12 protein-coding genes are annotated in these 16,501 nt (G+C 65.7%); 4 read left to right on the top strand and 8 right to left on the bottom strand.

Annotated features, from left to right (window positions below; translation table 11 throughout):
• Positions 1 to 25 precede the first annotated feature (25 nt).
• A complete protein-coding gene (locus tag ACQP1G_RS37745; RefSeq protein WP_433194454.1) occupies positions 26 to 991 on the bottom strand; it encodes a S66 peptidase family protein in 966 nt (321 codons plus the stop codon).
• 826 nt (positions 992 to 1,817) lie between these two features.
• Here ACQP1G_RS37745 and ACQP1G_RS37750 point away from each other — a divergent pair.
• Positions 1,818 to 2,882 carry an AAA family ATPase gene (locus ACQP1G_RS37750; RefSeq protein WP_433194455.1) on the top strand — a complete coding sequence of 355 codons (1,065 nt, stop codon included), beginning with the start codon at positions 1,818 to 1,820 and terminating at the stop codon, positions 2,880 to 2,882.
• Positions 2,883 to 3,216: 334 nt separating this feature from the next.
• Here the strand turns inward: ACQP1G_RS37750 and ACQP1G_RS37755 are convergent, their stop codons facing one another.
• Positions 3,217 to 3,639 (bottom strand): NUDIX domain-containing protein, encoded by a 423-nt coding sequence (locus tag ACQP1G_RS37755; RefSeq protein WP_433209158.1) that lies wholly within the window; start codon positions 3,637 to 3,639, stop codon positions 3,217 to 3,219.
• Between the two features lie 310 nt (positions 3,640 to 3,949).
• Between ACQP1G_RS37755 and ACQP1G_RS37760 the strand changes: the two genes are divergently transcribed.
• The gene (locus tag ACQP1G_RS37760) at positions 3,950 to 4,510 is read left to right on the top strand and encodes an NUDIX hydrolase (RefSeq protein ID WP_433194456.1); all 561 of its coding nucleotides are present in this window, start codon (positions 3,950 to 3,952) and stop codon (positions 4,508 to 4,510) included.
• Positions 4,511 to 5,026: 516 nt separating this feature from the next.
• On the opposite strand, the gene ACQP1G_RS37765 is transcribed toward ACQP1G_RS37760, so the two are convergent.
• From ACQP1G_RS37765 to ACQP1G_RS37775, 3 genes are all read right to left on the bottom strand, one after another.
• On the bottom strand, positions 5,027 to 5,536 hold the full coding sequence (locus ACQP1G_RS37765) for a hypothetical protein (protein ID WP_433194457.1): 510 nt from the start codon (positions 5,534 to 5,536) through the stop codon (positions 5,027 to 5,029).
• A gap of 1,193 nt (positions 5,537 to 6,729) precedes the next feature.
• Positions 6,730 to 6,963: a hypothetical protein gene (locus tag ACQP1G_RS37770; protein ID WP_433194458.1), complete on the bottom strand. Its 234-nt coding sequence runs from the start codon at positions 6,961 to 6,963 to the stop codon at positions 6,730 to 6,732.
• Between the two features lie 625 nt (positions 6,964 to 7,588).
• On the bottom strand, positions 7,589 to 9,100 hold the full coding sequence (locus tag ACQP1G_RS37775) for a lectin-like domain-containing protein (RefSeq protein ID WP_433194459.1): 1,512 nt from the start codon (positions 9,098 to 9,100) through the stop codon (positions 7,589 to 7,591).
• A gap of 637 nt (positions 9,101 to 9,737) precedes the next feature.
• Here ACQP1G_RS37775 and ACQP1G_RS37780 point away from each other — a divergent pair.
• The gene (locus ACQP1G_RS37780) at positions 9,738 to 10,697 is read left to right on the top strand and encodes a ferritin-like domain-containing protein (protein ID WP_433194460.1); all 960 of its coding nucleotides are present in this window, start codon (positions 9,738 to 9,740) and stop codon (positions 10,695 to 10,697) included.
• Positions 10,698 to 11,497: 800 nt separating this feature from the next.
• Here the strand turns inward: ACQP1G_RS37780 and ACQP1G_RS37785 are convergent.
• Entirely contained in the window at positions 11,498 to 11,755 is a 258-nt protein-coding gene (locus ACQP1G_RS37785; protein WP_433194461.1) for a hypothetical protein, read from the bottom strand.
• A gap of 155 nt (positions 11,756 to 11,910) precedes the next feature.
• The gene (locus tag ACQP1G_RS37790; RefSeq protein WP_433194462.1) at positions 11,911 to 12,558 is read right to left on the bottom strand and encodes an ankyrin repeat domain-containing protein; all 648 of its coding nucleotides are present in this window, start codon (positions 12,556 to 12,558) and stop codon (positions 11,911 to 11,913) included.
• 484 nt (positions 12,559 to 13,042) lie between these two features.
• Between ACQP1G_RS37790 and ACQP1G_RS37795 the strand changes: the two genes are divergently transcribed.
• The gene (locus ACQP1G_RS37795; RefSeq protein ID WP_433194463.1) at positions 13,043 to 13,510 is read left to right on the top strand and encodes a hypothetical protein; all 468 of its coding nucleotides are present in this window, start codon (positions 13,043 to 13,045) and stop codon (positions 13,508 to 13,510) included.
• A gap of 1,927 nt (positions 13,511 to 15,437) precedes the next feature.
• Here the strand turns inward: ACQP1G_RS37795 and ACQP1G_RS37800 are convergent.
• Positions 15,438 to 15,887 (bottom strand): NUDIX hydrolase, encoded by a 450-nt coding sequence (locus ACQP1G_RS37800; protein ID WP_433194464.1) that lies wholly within the window; start codon positions 15,885 to 15,887, stop codon positions 15,438 to 15,440.
• Between the last annotated feature and the right edge of the window lie 614 nt (positions 15,888 to 16,501).

The following is a 16,501-nucleotide window of genomic DNA, read 5'->3' on the forward strand; positions in this document are numbered from 1 at the left end:
AGCTACCCCGTTTGGTCGTGTTCGTTCATTGGCTGACCCACGGACCGACGATCTGCAGCGGCGTCGAGTCGTCGGTGTTGATGCGCGCCCGTGCGCCAATGGGCAGGGTGTATTTGGTGCTGGTGTGGCCGAACGGCAGGCCGGTCAGGATCGGGAAACCGTAGTCCTCGCACAGGTCGTGCAGCATTGCAGTGAGCCCCCAACCGTGTGAGTCCTCACAGTTCACCAGCTCACCGACCACCATGCCGGAAATCCGTTCCAGTACACGCAGATCCCGAAAATGCGTCAGGGTCGCATCCAGCAGTTCGATCGGTTTGCTGATGTCCTCCCACGCGAAGATCGCGCCGTCCCAACTCGGTTCGTATGGCGTGCCGAGTAGGTTGCGCACCGCCGACAGGCACCCGGCCACGAGCTGGCCTTCGGCCTGACCAGGCCGCAGCGCGGTAAGCGGCGCGTCCTCCAGCCGACCGGCATACGCGACGCCGCTGACCATCCGTGCGAAGTGGCGAGCGGTCAGGTCGTTCGGTTCTGGGCTGCCCCAATCCCAGACCACAGAGGGACCATGGAAGGTGACAAGCCCGGTCCGGGCGGTGATGGCATTGAGGAGCACGGTTGGATCGCTGACGCCGACAATGACTTTCGGCTGCCGAGCCAGCGCGCTGTAATCCAGGCCGCCCAGCAGCCGGTTGGAGTTCTTGCCGCCGCCGGCGAAGATGATGGCGTTGATGGTCGGGTCGGTGACGAAGGTGTGCAGGTCGGTCAGGATGTTCGCCTCGGGCACGGCCCGGTAGCCGAATTCCTGCACCGCTGTTTCTGCCACCGCTACTGCGAAGCCTGCGGACTCGAGGGCGGTCAGGCCGCGCTCGAACCCCTCCGAGTCGATGAAGGGTTCCGGCGCCGAGGAGGCGAGGAAGGGTTCCGGCGCCGAGGAGGCGAGGATGCCAACACGGTCTCCGGGCTTCAGTGCAGGGGGACAGATGGCCTCGGCCATAAGGATTTGCCTCCAGGATGTGGATGGGGATTCAGAACAGATCAGCGTTCTCCACTGGGCGAGAACGTATTTCAGAAAGCAGGGAGTCATCCATGGAATACATGTATATCTTTACTCGGCGGTCAGAGCGTTATGCCGTGTGGATTTCGATGTCCGACAATGATTTTCGTCGATCGTGACAAGCCAACCGCGGTGATCGGCCGCGCACGCAGATTCCTGGCTGACGCCGCCTGCGTGCCATCACCGCATATCGTCGTGCAGTAGCTTGAGATTTCGTGCTTCGGTCTCCGTGCAGGGACCGTAGGATATGAGCGGGCCGTCGACCGGATTACTTTCACACTGGACGCACACGACGTTCTCGCAGTGATAGCGGTACATCGAGGCACTGTCCGCAAGATCGAGGTGCAGCCCGGGATTCGCACGTCGGAAGACGCGTTCGGTGGGTTGCACGTACTGCTACGGCAGCGCTCTCCGTCCGGCACCTTCCTGTGCGACGGCAATACCGTGCATCTCGGGTATCTGGCCAACGGGGTGTGCGGCTCGGTACACCCGTTTGGGCACGACCATGACTGCCGTGGAGAGCATGCAGTCACGAGGTCGGCGGCCGTGCTCACGCGCTCGAACCAGCAGAAAGTCCTGGCCGTTGCCGGGACCGCAGTAGCCTTCGGGAGAGGCCGCACTGCGTGGCGGATGCTGATCGGTGCTGCTGAGGGGGCGTGGCTCGCCGGCCGGTACGGGTGGCGGTTGGCTGTCGAGACCGTGAGTTCTTGCGGTGGACATCCGCCATGGTGGACCGGTTGTAGGACGGAGTTGGGAGGGTGAGGACGTGGATTGGGATGTGTTGGGTGCGCAGTTGGATGCGGTATCTCGGCAGTACGCGCAGCGGCACGGGTTCCGGCGGACACCGGAGTGGCTGGTGCTGAAGATCGCCGAGGAGGCTGGGGAGTTGGTGCAGCAGTTCCTCGCTGCCACGGGGCAGGGACGCTCTCGTGGCAAATCGCCTGCGGAGCTGAATGATTCGGTCGACAATGAGATCGCCGACTTGCTGGGCCACACGATCCTGTTAGCCCACCATCGAGGTACCGACCTGCAGGGCGCACTCGATCGCAAGTGGCTGCGGCGCACCGCAACCGGCGAGGGCTCCCGGCCGCCGTTGCTACCCGGCCCAACCTCGGACGGCACGGGCACCGTCCTGCCGAACCGGCCCCAAGCAACGCACACGGAGCGAGGGGTCGGAACCGACGACTCGACGCCGGTGCATGCCGCCTGCGGTGGCGACGACGCCAGCGCGATAACGACTGCGCTGTCGGCACCGACGAGGGAGGCGTTGATCGATTGCGCCCGGCACGTGAACGGGCCCGGATTGATCGTCTTGTGCGGGTTTCCCGCGTCCGGAAAATCTACCGCCGCACGGTATCTGGCCGCAGCCACCGACGCGATAGTGCTGGACAAGGACACCTTCGCGCCGGGGCTGGAATCGGCGGTGATGACCCAGCTGACTGGCAACCCCGTTGATCGCGACAGCGACGCCTACAAGTCGGTTGTCGCCCCACACGTCTACGACGGCCTGATCCGCATGGCAACGACCGTGGCCACCCGCATTCCGGTGATCGTGGACGCACCCTTGCTGAGCCTCATCCGCACCGCCGCCGATGCGAGGGAACGACTCACCGAGCACCTCAAGAAACAGGTCGCAGCGCCACAGTCGCTGCCAGCGATCACGATCTGGCTGGACAGCACCACCGAGCAGATCCGCGCCCGCATGACAACCCGGGGCGCCGACCGTGACGCCTCGAAGCTGGCCGACTGGTCCGCGTACGAAACCGCGGTCCTGACCAGCGGCCTGCGCGAAACTGCCCACGCCCTAGTGGATTTCGTCATCGGCAACTGACCCCACGACGCTGTCTCACCACGGACTGCGGCGGTGCAGCCACGGGGCATAGGGCGGGTCTCAGGCGCCGCGCTCTACGCGTTGATCGTCGACGTCATCGTCATGCCGACGCAGCAACGCATCAATCTCGGGACGTGCATCGTAGATCGGATCGTTGAATGTACTGCACGCCAACAGATCCCCTACATGGCGCTCCCAGCCGATATCGGCGTCGCGATGTTGGAGTTTCGAGGAGCAAGGTCAATATCTGCGCCTACGCGACACCGCCTTTTGCGTCTCGTTCAGTACTTGGACGAGACGGATTCAAGCTGCACGCGCGGCGAGGACGAGACCATCAGGCGGTGTCGCCACGAGACGCTCCGGTTGCGGTCTCGATCGCGGCCACGACATCGGGCAGGAGCATCGTCGCCAGCATCCGCGTGTCGTTGAACATCGACAGATCCGCCAACTCCGCCAAGCTATACCAGGCGAAGGGATGGGCCGGATCACACACCGGCACTACGGAATCCGCGACCGCCAAGTACTGGTAGTCGACATGCACATGGGGCTCAGCACGGTGATCGTCAGCCGCCACCGCAGTCTCTGTGACCCACCATGGTTGCTGCATCAACCGCAACGGATATCCCGCCGGCAGCGGCGCCCGCAGCCCGCTCAGCAACCGCACCTCAAGCCCCGACTCCTCCCGAACTTCCCGCACAGCGGCTTCGGCTGGTGTTTCGTCTCGCTCGACATGGCCACCATTAGGAACAGTTCGTATGTCTCAGCCCGCCTTCTGTCTCACTGTCTCCCGGACGAGAGCACCTGACCGATCCACTGCCAACTACGCGGCAACTGTCTCAGAGGACGCGGGAAACGTTGCCCGTTTGTGACTTTCAGGACGGCTGCGCCACATTCGACACGTCCCCGGTTTGGCCATCGCCTCGGATAGCGATAGGGATTGAGAGGCAAGACTTTCGAACCACACGATATTCATGCCGACTCGGGCCCAGCCTGTAGAGTACGGCCGTTCCCGCTCGCCACACGCTTTCGACGGAGGACAACCTATGGCGATTAGCGATTCCGACATCTTGGGCACGCTCGCCACCTACCTGAAGCACCACCCGGATGAGGCCGGGCACCTGTCCGAGCCGATGCAGTTGCTGCGCCACGGACAGGATGTCGCCTCACGGCGGACCTTCCCCATGCACGTGACCGTCGGCGCTCTGTTGGTCCGCCATCATGCCGAGGTCCTCTTGGTGCGCCACAAGGCGTATGGAGGAATTTTGTTGCAACCGGGAGGGCATCTCGAGCAATTTGACGCCACACTGATCGACGCGGCGGTGCGCGAACTGGCGGAGGAGACCGGGCTTGATCCCAGCGCCGTTGTCCCAGCATCACCTGACCCCGTCTACATCGAATACGGCCCGGTTCCAGCTCGGCCGGCCAAAGATGAGCCGGCCCACTATCACCTCGACATCGGGTACTGCTTCACCACGGTGCACGCTGACATCGGGCATATTCAGCTGTCCGAGGTGACCGCCGCCGCGTGGTACCCCCTCGCTGAGGCCGAATGCCTTGTCGGGCCACGCATAGCACGAGCCCGCACTGCCCCGGCACGGTTGAGCAGTCTGGTGACCCAACTAGATTGACGATGTTTCGCTTGCGCTGCGCCCCTGTTCGGCCGTGGATCCGCACCACTTCCTGAGCGACATCCCCGCCTGTTGCCAGTGAATTATCCGGCTGCGGGACCACACCCGGATCCAGGTGGGACCCAGGGGCGGCCCTGGTTCACCAGCTACCGATCGGTCTCGTTGCGGTCGGGCAGCATCCTCCGCACGGTCAGCGAAACCAGCCTGCTACTGGGCCGGGCGTGACACGCGTGAACTGCGGTACCGAGTGTCCGGGCGGGTGTGGCGGTAGTGTCTGCGGCTGTCACGAGCATTGTCCCTGCGGTCATCGTGACAGCGCCCGGAGGGGCGTAGACACCCCTGGGTCCCGCTCACTCAATCCATCCTTTGGGCGGGTCTTGGGGTGTCGTCCCCCCAGGGTGTCTCCCGACGTGATTCAGGTCTTTCACGCGGTGATGGGCAGGCCCGCCTGAACCTCCTCACTCACCGAGGGCGGGCCTTCACACCAGCACGGCGCCCCGCATGTAGAGCCGCGCCTCAGCGTCCGGTTGCGAGTATCCGTTCGACCTCATCGATCGGCGCACCGACGATCGTGGCGATCTCGGCCGAGGTGTGCCCGAGTTGCTGGAGCTTCAAGGTCCGCGCGAGCAACTGCAGTTTCTGTTCGCGGCGCGCGGTGTCGGTCACGACTGCCGCGCACGCGTCGGCTACCTCGGTGGCTGAGGCGACCTGCTCGACGGGCAGGGCATCCCACCGGTACGGATCGAATGTCCGTGCGCCGCTGGCGATAAGCACATCGCCGACGTCGGCGGCGGTGTGGAACCAGCCGAGCCCGTCGATCCAGGCGAGCCACGCGACACCGTTCTGGTCCGCGAGATCGCGAAGGTCGAACACCATGACCGCGGTGTCGTCCTCGCCGTCGTCATCGTCGTGGGGCTCGAACAGGTAGTCCGGGATCGGATAGTCGAAGACATCGAGATCGACGCCGAGCGCGGCGGCCAGTGCCCGGCGAATCTCGCTGCAGGTTTGCGACAGGGCCGAGGTCATGACCACTGAGTCTGCCATGAGAGACCGGATCGGTGTCGGTACCTGAGCGCACCCCGGATTCCATGAGCGACTACAACTGCGTGAACGCCGCCAACGCCGCGGCTGCCCGGGTGGCGGGCTGGCCGGACCTCACGGGTGCACCCAAGCAGATCTCGTGGGGGATCACCTGCCGTGCGGACAAGGTGGGTGAGCTGGAAGCCACGAACCTGCCCGAGGCGGAGAAGACCCGGTGGCGCGAGGCGATGCTGTGTGAGACCGCGCCGGGCGAGTGGATCGACTACCGCAACCAGCCCTGGGCCGTGGCGGACTTGGCGAACTTCACCGAGGAGGAGCGGACCCGCCCTCTTCGGTCTGACTGTAGCAAATGTCGAGCCCCCAGCCCTGCTGACCCCAGGACCACCCCAGTTGGCCCTGGACCGCAGACAGCGTCAGCACGGTGCCTGAGACGGGAAGCACGACGGCGGCTGGACACTCGGGCCCGTGGGCGCGACGCTGGAGGGCGCCACGGCGGTCTCGCCCGGCCTGGCCGGGGATCCCAGGTGGGTGAGGGTCCCCACGACCAGCAGCAGGATCACCCCGCCCATGAGCGTCCCGAGAGCCCACAGGATCGGCGTGGGCGAGGTACTGCGGTAGCCGAGATGGTATGGGGACCGGCTCCGGTGCCAGGGTGCGGGCCGGTCGGTGACGCGGACCGATCCGCGCACGTAGTTTCCGCCTATCCGTCCCCGACGAGAATGTGGCCGCACGGCTTCATACCCCATGGCTATCAGTATGGGGCGAGGGCTGAACAGCCATCGGCGTATCCGGGATACGACTCGACGAGTCCCGCATCTGCGTTGCAGTTGCTGCGATTACTACCCCGGTGACGTGACCGAACGTGGGTGTGGAATGGACGACGGCCCGGGACCTTGCGGCTACCGGACCGTCTTGCGTCTGCCGGCCCCTTGGGGGTGGAGGTTCCAGCACGCCATCAGCAACGTAGTGCCCCCAACCTAGGTTGCGCAACAGTTGCTCGATCAACTATAGCTGGATTACGGATCGTCGAGCGGTTCTCACTGAATGCCGATGGCCACCAGGACCCACACGTCGGATTCGCCGGAGTTCGACGGAATTGCCTGTCAGGGTGCTGAACTGGACGTTCGCGACAACTGTCGATGAGCAGTGAAACCGGCGGGCATTGGTTTGTGCTGCTATCAGGCCTCGATGGAGCTGGCCATGCCGAGGTGGTCGACGATTTCGGTGGCTGTCAGGCGGCGTTGGGTGGTGCGGGTGATCTCGGCGACGCGGCTGGCCGGACACGTGGTTTCCGGGCCGGACACGGTGGCGCAGACCGCGCAGTCCTCGGCAGTGCCGGTGAGGTGGGCTTGGATGTTGCGGTCGTCGAGCGCGGCGACCAGGCCGAACATGCTGAACGGATTAGTGGACATCAGGCAGGGGTTTCTGGTTCGTGGTGTTGTGGTGTCCGCCTGCGCGGCCGGCTTCGTTGTCGGCCTGTCCGACGCTGTTGTCGGGGGCGGGGTCGGGTCACAGTATTGTCACCAAGGGTTGTGTTTGCTGCAGGGCAACTATGTTCATCGGATAGGTACCGGGCCCGCATCGGTCATCGCACCTGGGCGTATACCTGTCTTCGTGAGCAGCCACCTACCTATCGGTGTCCGGGTGAGAGACGCCCGCGTGCATCTGGGAACTACCTGGCCGCAAACTCGTGAATCAGGTTGATCCCGCCGAACCAGACCGGAAGATTTCGGCAGTACAGCGGCCGGTCACGCCTTTCCCGACAGCGTGCCCTCGAACCGAGGAGCAGCCGGGTGGATCGTTCCGCTTTGTGGCTTGGCCACAGAGCGTCGCTGGGAGCCGAAACTGCGCGTCCTCAGCGGCGGATGCTTCTGGGCGTACGGCGGGGGCGGGGTTCGGCGAGAGGTCCGGGGTACGGATTGGGAGTAGTCCCGACACCGTGCCCCGGCCCGCTCGACTCTGTTTCACCACATTCCTGCAGTCCCCTTCGAGGATTCGACGGGCGCCGGCTTCGAGTGGAAGTGTTCGGGGCTTGGGCTATGGGCGGGTGATCTCGGTGGCGTGGAGGTTGCGCAGGGCGCCGTCCCCGGCCTCGTGCTGGGAAGAGTAGAGCAGTTGCACGGCGACGGTCAGGGGTGTGCCGGGTTCGATGGTGTGGGTGTCATCGGGTGTGGTGATGACGACCGATCCGTCGGTGCCGTCCTTGATCACCTGGTACCACTGGCTTTGCTGGGGATTGATGCGGGTTCGTGGCGGGACGTCGAAACCGATCTCCCACCACACCACCCGCTGGGCGTGGGCGGCCAGAGTGAGTTCGTAGCTGATGACCCAGCCCTTCGCGTCATCAGGCCAGGTCTGGGGCCACTGCCCGACGATCACAGGGGAGACGGTGACCGGGGGCCGATCGACCTCGGTGGTGACCGAGCCGGAGTGCCGTTCGGCGGTATTGGCGCGAGACGGTGAGGTGATCAGGCTGGTGCAGGTGAGTCGGCCCTCGAATTGGGGGTCGATGGTGCCGGTCAGGGTGATAGTCGCTTTGCTGCCTTTGGGCAGGTCGATCGGCAGGTGTAGGCCGTCGCGGACCGAACCGGCGCCGCAGACGGCCCCGTTCTCGGCCTGGCAGGTGACTTCGAGATCGGTCAGCTCTGTCGGGACAGTGGCGTCGAGCACGGCGTCGGGGGCGTCGTTGGGACCGAGATTCTGCACGCCGATGCGGTAGCTGATCCGATGTCCGGACTGCGCTGCCTGCGGGCCGGTGATCTCCAAAGGCATTTCCGCGGGCAGGGTCACCTTGAGGTTGCGGATCCGGTGGTAGGCGGTCGCGGCGCCGGTCCCGGCGGCGAAACCCAGTTTGAAGGTCTCGGGCACCGGTGGCTGGCCGTCGGCGCCGGCGAGATCGAAGTTGTCGATCAGCAGGGTGCCGTTCGGGTTGGTTTTGTCGGCGTGGCGCACGGTCAGCCGGCCGCCGATGATGGAGACCTGGATGTGGGCGCCGCGCTCCCAATCCGCGCGGAAGCCGCCCGGCACCGCAACGCCGGTGAGCCACCTGAACCCTTCCCGCAGATTGCCGGCTCCGCGTACCCCGACCGTGTTGGACCGTGATGTACCGCCGCCGGTACCGGCCAGCGGTGTGGCGAAGTTGCCGTAGTTGTCGAAGCCGACGCCGACGAATCCGGCGGTGACGCCCGGCGCGACGATCTGCCCCGACCCCGTTTTCGTGATGGAGTAGCCGAGTGCGGCGCCGATACCGCCGGGCTGGGTGGTGTGCGCGCCGTCGATCACGTAGACGCTGAAGCCGTCGCCGAGGCTGGCTCCTCCCTCACACGAGTAGTCGAAGTCGATGGTGACCCCGAGCGTGGAGGAGAACGGCTGATCGAGGAACGCCGTCCCGGCCTGGGAATTGGCGTTGGGGGTGAGTTCCAGGCTGCCGTCGTGCAGCCGCGCGCTGCCCAGCAGTTGCCAGTGCGGGTTGGTCACGGTGTCGTGGGTGAACGATTCGATGATCGGGAACTGGGCCTGCTGGATGGTGACCGGTGCATACGTCGTCATAGTCGAATCCTCTCGGGGGCGGATGTGCCATGAGATGAGCGATTGCGCCACACAAGATTTGACCAGTACTCCGCAACGAAGATAGCGCCTTTGAACCCGCCGGAACTACGGATCGCGCGAGAAGAGCAAACAGACTGGAATGCAACAAAATTGGTTGATAACGACCGGGCGCATCAACGCACCCGGTCTTTCCCGGCCTATGCCCGCAGGCGCAACGAGAGCCCTCGGGGCCCCCACAGGCGCCGATCGACCGGTTCGACGCGAGTGCCCCGCACGCTCTCGCGGCGACACTCGCCGGTGGGTTGCGGGCGGTCGCCGCCGGGGCGTTTTATGCTGTGGAGACGGCGGGGTCTACAGGCAAGCGAATCCGATTCGGGTGTGGGTAGACGCCCATCCCGCCGTATTGTTCGACCAGCGCACAAGGGCGGCCCGTGGACATCGTGTCTACGGGCCGCCGTTTCGTCTGTCGATGGTCCCGCCGCTGCACCGACGCCCAGTCTGGGAAGTACGCGCCAGCACACGCCACCGGCGCAGTGCAGTGTGGGGCGGGTTGGCGGGCGGGAATGCGGGTAGTCCCGTCAGCGGTGCACTGTTGCGCCGATTCGATGCCTCAACGTTGAAGGGAGGAAATGTCGGTATGAGTACCCGTGAAACCACATTGCTGGCGCAGCTGCGCGCTGTGCTGGGGTTGACCAACACCGAGATCCATCTCGCCGACACCCGCATCGCCCAAGCCCGCACCGCGGCGGTACGCCGGGAATTGTCCGCCAACGCCGACCGGGCCCGCGCTCGCGCGAAGGCCATCGCGGCCGCCATCGGTGAACTCGGCGGCGTACCCGAGGTCATCGGCCCCTTCCTCGGACGGGCGGTCGCGGCGGTCAAGACACTGGCCGAGCAAGCCCAGCCGTTCGAGGAAGCCCTGCTCGGTGACCTCACCCTCGAACACCAACTCCTCGACCGCGCCCGCTACATCAAAGCCCTCGCCACCACCACCGGGCATCCCGAGATGGTGCGGTTGGCGGAGCGGCTGATCACCGCCCACACCGAGACCGTGGACTGGCTGACCACGGTCTTGGCCGAAGACGCCCTCGGCGGGCCCGCCGCGCTGCGCCGCACCCCGCTGCAAGCAGCCACCGGCACCGCGGTGAAACTGTTCAACCTGCCCGCCGACTGGTCGGCACGCGGCCTGGACCGGGCCATGGATGCCGTGCGCACCACCGGACCCGCGCTCGGTGAGCTACTCGCGCAAGGAACCCATGCCGGGGATGTCGCGGTCAAGACCCTCACCGCGTCCCGGGACGCGGCGCTGGCCACCGCCGAGGAAGTCACCCGCCGCGAAGGCGCCGACACCGCCGCCGACGCCCTGCGCTCGGTCCGCGCCGCCACCGGCGTCCTGGACCCCGACGAACTCCCCATCAGCGACTATCCGGAGCTGAATCTCACCGAGGCCACGACCGCGATCAAGGATCTCACCGACCCCGCCGACATCCGCGCGATCCTCACCTACGAGCAAGCCAATAAGAATCGCCAGGGTGTGCTCACCGCCGCCCGAAACCGGCTCACGACCATCGCCAAAGACATCACCGGCATCACCTGAGCCCTCGCCCACCGCATCGACTTGCTTCCGGCTATTGGACGAGTTGCGGGACCAGGTCATCCAAACAAAGACATGCCGGGCGGTGTTATCGTCGGTGGGTCGCCGAGATCCTCCCGTCCGGCGACGCAGTTCGAGGATTCGGGTGTGATTCCTCACCCACTGCCCAGGACGACATTGCCCAGCCGCCCTGGGCAGCGGCATGCACGAGCAGACCCCGCCCGCCTCGTTCCCGCGCGGCCACTGCTGCGGCATTGCCCTCACACCTACTTCCGGCACATCCGGGGACGACGGAAATCGACCGGCGAACTCGATGAGCGGGCGATGCATGCGCTTGACTTGGCCGCGACTTCCGGATGGACGATTCCTGACTGTGCACCTGTTTTGAGCGCATTAAACCGACTGTCGGTCAGTAGTTTTCGTATACTTTGACGGAATGTGTGTCAACAATCTTGGTGCACAACAGAATTCGTGATCGAATAGATGTCGTCGCGCCCAGGACTCCACAACACAACACCGGGGGTGCGGCAACCGCAGATAGGCAGCGACCCCGGCCTCCCTCATCAGCCGAAAGAGCGGGAGCCGGGGTCGCTGGTTCGGAGTGAAGGCGGCATCGATCGGCCCGACCGCCCAGGTAACGCAGGATCGCGCGATCACCATAGACCCGACCGTCTGCTGCCGACCCGACACGATCGCCGACTGCCGCTACCGCCACCTCACCCCCCACGCTGCCGGCCACACCAGTCGACCGGTCCAGCGTGGCTACCTGTTCGGGCTCGCCGCGTCCACCGGCGGTGTGGCTGTTATTCCGGGTCGGCGCGGGCAGTGGGTCGCCGGGGCGGTGCCGCGTAGCCGCGCAGGCCGGCGTCGATCTCCGCTGGGCGCAGTTCACCGCCCCTCATGTCGATGATCGCCTCTTCCTCGGCCCGCGACACCTGGACCTGGTAGCCGCGTTCGGCGCGGGCGGGTGGATCGTTGGTGATCCCGGCGGCGAGCACCTCCAACCCCGACGGCGGGTTCGACGGCCGCCACATGCGCGGTGTCGCACCCGGTCTCGTCAACGACGTTGACACTGCCGGTCGACGCGGGACCCGACGGTTTGCGATGGTCACGATCGGTGATCGTCACCAGCCACCACCGGCGAACCCGGAGTTTTCCACGCCCACCCCATCCGGGCGGACCGGAACGCATCTTCGGCTCGGTTCGGTATGGGTGTCTAGGAGCCTTCGACGGGAATGTCGTGGGTGTGCAGCCAGTCGATGATGCGGTCGCGGTCGCGGCGCGCTCGGGCGGTGAGCGACTCCGGCGGGGTCAGCAACAGGGTGCGGTGAAACGTCGACCCTCGAGCGTTGGTGCGGGTCGGGTCGGCGCCGGCCGCCAACAGATCCACGACGCTGCGGTAATCACCGATTTCGGCGGCCAGGTGCAAGGGTGTGTCCCCGGCACGGTCGGTGGCGTCCGGACACGCTCCGGCGGTCAGCAGCATGTGCATCTGCGGGCGGCGCCCGGACAACACCGCGCTCATCAGCGGAGTGTGCCCGGTCTGCGGATTCACCAGATCCACGTTTGCCTGCCGGGCCAGCATCGCCCCGAGATAGCGGGGGTCTTCGGCCACCGCCGCGTAGTGCACCGCGGTGTCACCGGCATCGTCGGGGCGACCGGTGTCCGCGCCGGCGTTGAGCAGCACCCAGACCGCCTCGGCGCTGCGGTTGAGGATCGCCCACCCGAGCAGACTGACCCCGCCGGTACCGACCGCGTCCGGGTCCGCCCCGTCCTGGATCAACTGCGCCACCCGCGCGTAATCACCGTGCCCGATCGCCTCCGCAACACGCGCACCCATCGGATCGGCAAACACAATCGCCACGCCACCAACCCCCTTCCCCTCACCCTATTAGTACCCGAGCAGCCCTAATCCATCCAACACCCCGCAGATGCCGGCGAAACACACCGGGAACGACGTAGTCGGCGAACAGGAGAAACCGAACGGTGGCGAATTGTGGGCGAATGCGCCGACGAACGACCTCACCAACCCAAACCACCGCGGCCGCCATAGCTGCCTGGGTCCGCAGACTCGATCAGCTCCCCATCATGTGATGTTCCGAGCTGGTCCAGGGAGGGTTCGTATCTGGAATGCCGCAGGGGTCAACGGCCCGATCCGGGGTGGATAAACACCAACCCTGGTGAGCCGCCGCTTCGTTCGACCGACAGGGCAGCGGCCCGGACCACCCCTGGCCGTTCGCCTGGGATGAGCAACGACTACCGCACACCGCGAGCGGAGCCCGGGCTGGAGGCACCGACCTCGCGGTGTGCGGTTAGGGGGGATGGTTCGGTGCCAGCGGCTGTCGCGAATGCGCATGGATCTGGGGCGGCATCAGGCGGTGTGGTCGTGGTGGTATCGGGTATGGCCCAGGCATGTGGGTGCCCATCGTCACCGGTTACCGCCGTGGTTGTGCCGTCGGCTGGTCGTCGTCGAGGGCGACGGTGCGGCGGTGACGGTCTCGGACATGCTGGTCTATCGGGTGCGCATTTCCACACCCGGGGACTATCACCGACTGTGGTGGCGCGTCCGTAACATCGGTTCCCCCGCGCAGGTCGCCGGCGCGTTCACCGAGCTGGCCGCCCGGTTGGCTCGAGATCTCGATCCACTGACGCGGTCGTGGTGTTGGTTCGACTGCCAGGTGCACCGCGGCGACTGCGTGTTCGAACAGGTCGCCGGACCCGTCCACGCCCTCGATATCGCGCCCGAGCTGTGTGATCTCGCCCGCCGTCTCACCCAGTGGTGTTCCCGCACCGATACATCGCCTCACCAGCTTTGAGACCCAATGCGCATGGATGCCGGATGGTTATGCGAGTACCTCGCCTGCGCAGCACCTGCTGCGCGACTCACGACCCGCTATGGGTCGGTGGAGGCGCTGTTGGCGGTATGGAACCGACTGCGCCGACACCACCGCAGCCGTCGGGGAGTGCACACTGTGCCCACACATCACCGGCAACCGGTATCGGGCTCGATCGGGCCGACCCCGCCACGCTCCGCACGGGCATATCGTCGACGACCAGGTCGTTTGCCGGATTCACGCCGGGACGGGCCGAAATGAGTGATGCCGTCGAGCGTGGAGGGCCCGACGGCATCCGGGCTCGCGGCACCTGGAGGGGGAGGGTCGGTGGCCGCGAGCAGCTATCAGCCGGGGGGATGGCTGATAGGCGTCGAGCCTAACCGGTACACAGTGGCCGCGGCCAGTCAGGGGGGCGACGGTAACGGCGGAAACCCTCGCGCGACAACACATTTCACACCACCGGCGGGTCCGCGCCGGTCATGAGGTTGCGGACCGGTCACATCGGGCGCCATGCTCCCGCAAAACGGCTTCGGAAGTCTCTGCTCGCTTTGCGGCTGTGGGGGCAGGATTGCCCCAGGGGCCCGTGGTGATCGAGCTCGGCTGACTGGTCCGCGCCTACGGGGGTTGGTTTGCCGATGGTGCGGCATGAAAGTATTTGTGCCGCAAGGACTATCAGATTACCGGTGGCGGTGTTCGCGCCGCGTACCTGTCGAGGGAATAGGAAACGGTTGTTGTTGATCGGCGGATCTATCGTGGGCGTCATCGTCGTGCTGGTGTTGCTTGCTATCGCGGCCGCAGCTTTGGATCCACGTGGCCGCGCGGAGCGGCGCGATCGGGTCGATTCCGAGGTGCACGAGCGTGTTCGGCGGCAGTCTGCGTGGCCGAGAACTGATCATCGCCGCCGTCGATGACCCCCGTGTCTGTCCGGCTTCGGTTGTGCCGTCAGCAGATCGTCTGCGATGATGCCCGCGCGTTCCTGGTACTCGGTGGTCGCGCGGATCGGCGCAGCGTTCGCTGCGGTCCAAGCGCATCGCCTGCGCGGCATCAAGCAAACCCGGGTTTCGTCGCGCCCCGATTGGCTGCAACGAGCTCCCGTTCATCCCCGATCGGCAACGTGCCTGCGATGGGCGGGTATCCGGCCCGTACTGGCTTGGGGTTCGTGAGGCGATGGTCGAGGTAGCGGCACAATGGACAGTTCTTGTCGGCGACTGCAGCGGTCGGGCTGGAGCGTTGGGGGCTCGCGCACATGACTGCGGCAATGGGTCACCCGCGGGTTCACCGAGTTGGTTTAGCGCGGCTGCCTGGCCCGCTAACGCCGGCCCGATGAGCGGCTCAGCAAACCGAATGGGTCATCGCTGACACACTCGACCGGACCGAAACAGCGTGAGACCGGCCAGAAAACGTGGCGCGCAACGCTCGCCGGGATGCGCGTCGGCGGCTACATCACTGGTTACGGCGAGCGGAATCCAGCCGGGCGGGCCCGTCCGGACTTGGCGCCGCCCAGGGCGCCGCGTGCGCCGTCCTGGGCGGGTGGGGAGGGTGAGTCGCACAAACACATCCCTCGAACCAGTCGCCGGATCAGAGCACATCCGGCGACCCGCCCACGATAACACCGCACGGTCTGTTTTGCCGGAGGGTTGCTCATTCAGCGTCAATGCGATGAGGACGAGCCGTGGCACGGGCCTATCGAGGCCCTATCGGTGCGGTGCTCCAACAAAACACCGCAGGCTCAGTACCGACCGATCGCTTCACCACGACTGAGCCTGCGGCGTTTCGACCGGTGTCCGAACTCGACGTTGCGGGACCCCGGCCTCAACCCAGCACCCTGCCACGCCGATGTGATATGTCAAGTGCCGGCGATGGGTGAACACACCAGGCCACCCGAAGAAGATGACGGGCAGCGAACAGTTCACCGTGTGGGCACGTCGATGTGCGGTTCGGGCTGGGTCAAGGCCCAGTCGATGCGTTCGCGCTGGACGGGATTCGTCGACAGGTCAGCGATGGCGCCGATGGAAACCCATTCGATGTGGGCACTTTCGCTGCTCGGTGTCGGTTCACCAGTCACAGGCTCGCCGCGGTAGACAATCGTGCACGTGCGTCCAGCCTCGTCGTTGCGCGTGTTGGCGGTGAGGTGGGCCAGGGTGGTGAAGATGCCGACCAGGCCGGTGAGGTGGATGCCGATGGCGGTCTGTTCGCGAGTCGCGCGGACGGCGGTGTCGCTGAGAGATTCGCCGGGCTCGTGCCGGCCGCCGGGCATGGACCAGTTGCCCTCGTCGCCGCCACAGATCAGCAGGACGGTGCCTTCGCCACTTTGCACGAACGCTGCAGCGCAGAGCCGGACAGCATCGGCCGCGGGCACCGCTGGGTTCTGCCTCAGTGTGTCAACTCTGGAAACACGTCGGATGATTCTACTGCCGGTCATGCCTGACCAGCGTATCGACGAGAAGTGAATTATGGACTCGCACAACGAGTTTCGTGACATTAACCACGTATTGATGTGCGGCATGACAGTTCCGCTTCCGCGGGCAGTCGATGTCGCGGCCTGGTATGCAGATCTTCGTGGCGGGCACGAAGTAGCAGGGTGAGACTTTGCCCTCGCGGATCAACGGCCTCCCGGCCCGACCGGTCACGAGCATCAGGCAACGGAAACTCCTCACCCCCGTGCGACACTTCCCATTCCTGGTAAATCATGAGGTCATTCGATACCGTCTGGTCGGTTCCCGGTCTTTCGTCGGGGGCCGCGCGGGGTCGGAGTCGAGCTTCGTGCGCATGCTCGGGGAAGCGGCGGGGCTCGGCTCCGCCGAATTCAGGCGGTGCGGTGTTTCCGAGAGACATGCTCTACCCGGGCGAACCGCTCGAGGACCCGGATAATCCTGGCTGTATCGGGTTCGCCAGCCGGGCACAGTCGGCCGCGGCCGAGCCCAGCAGTTCGGGCATGAGGTAGCGACGGCCGCAACACTTTTCGTGATGGCT

The sequence above is a fragment of the Nocardia sp. CA-107356 genome (genome assembly GCF_050946365.1).
Classification (GTDB): Bacteria; Actinomycetota; Actinomycetes; order Mycobacteriales; family Mycobacteriaceae; genus Nocardia.

What these genes read in the sequence shown, in the direction of transcription:
- ACQP1G_RS37745 (WP_433194454.1), bottom strand. Translation starts at nt 991, where the DNA reads ATGGCCGAGGCCATCTGTCCCCCTGCACTGAAGCCCGGAGACCGTGTT.
- ACQP1G_RS37765 (WP_433194457.1), bottom strand. Translation starts at nt 5,536, where the DNA reads ATGACCTCGGCCCTGTCGCAAACCTGCAGCGAGATTCGCCGGGCACTG.
- ACQP1G_RS37770 (WP_433194458.1), bottom strand. Translation starts at nt 6,963, where the DNA reads ATGTCCACTAATCCGTTCAGCATGTTCGGCCTGGTCGCCGCGCTCGAC.
- ACQP1G_RS37775 (WP_433194459.1), bottom strand. Translation starts at nt 9,100, where the DNA reads ATGACGACGTATGCACCGGTCACCATCCAGCAGGCCCAGTTCCCGATC.
- ACQP1G_RS37780 (WP_433194460.1), top strand. Translation starts at nt 9,738, where the DNA reads ATGAGTACCCGTGAAACCACATTGCTGGCGCAGCTGCGCGCTGTGCTG.
- ACQP1G_RS37795 (WP_433194463.1), top strand. Translation starts at nt 13,043, where the DNA reads ATGCGCATGGATCTGGGGCGGCATCAGGCGGTGTGGTCGTGGTGGTAT.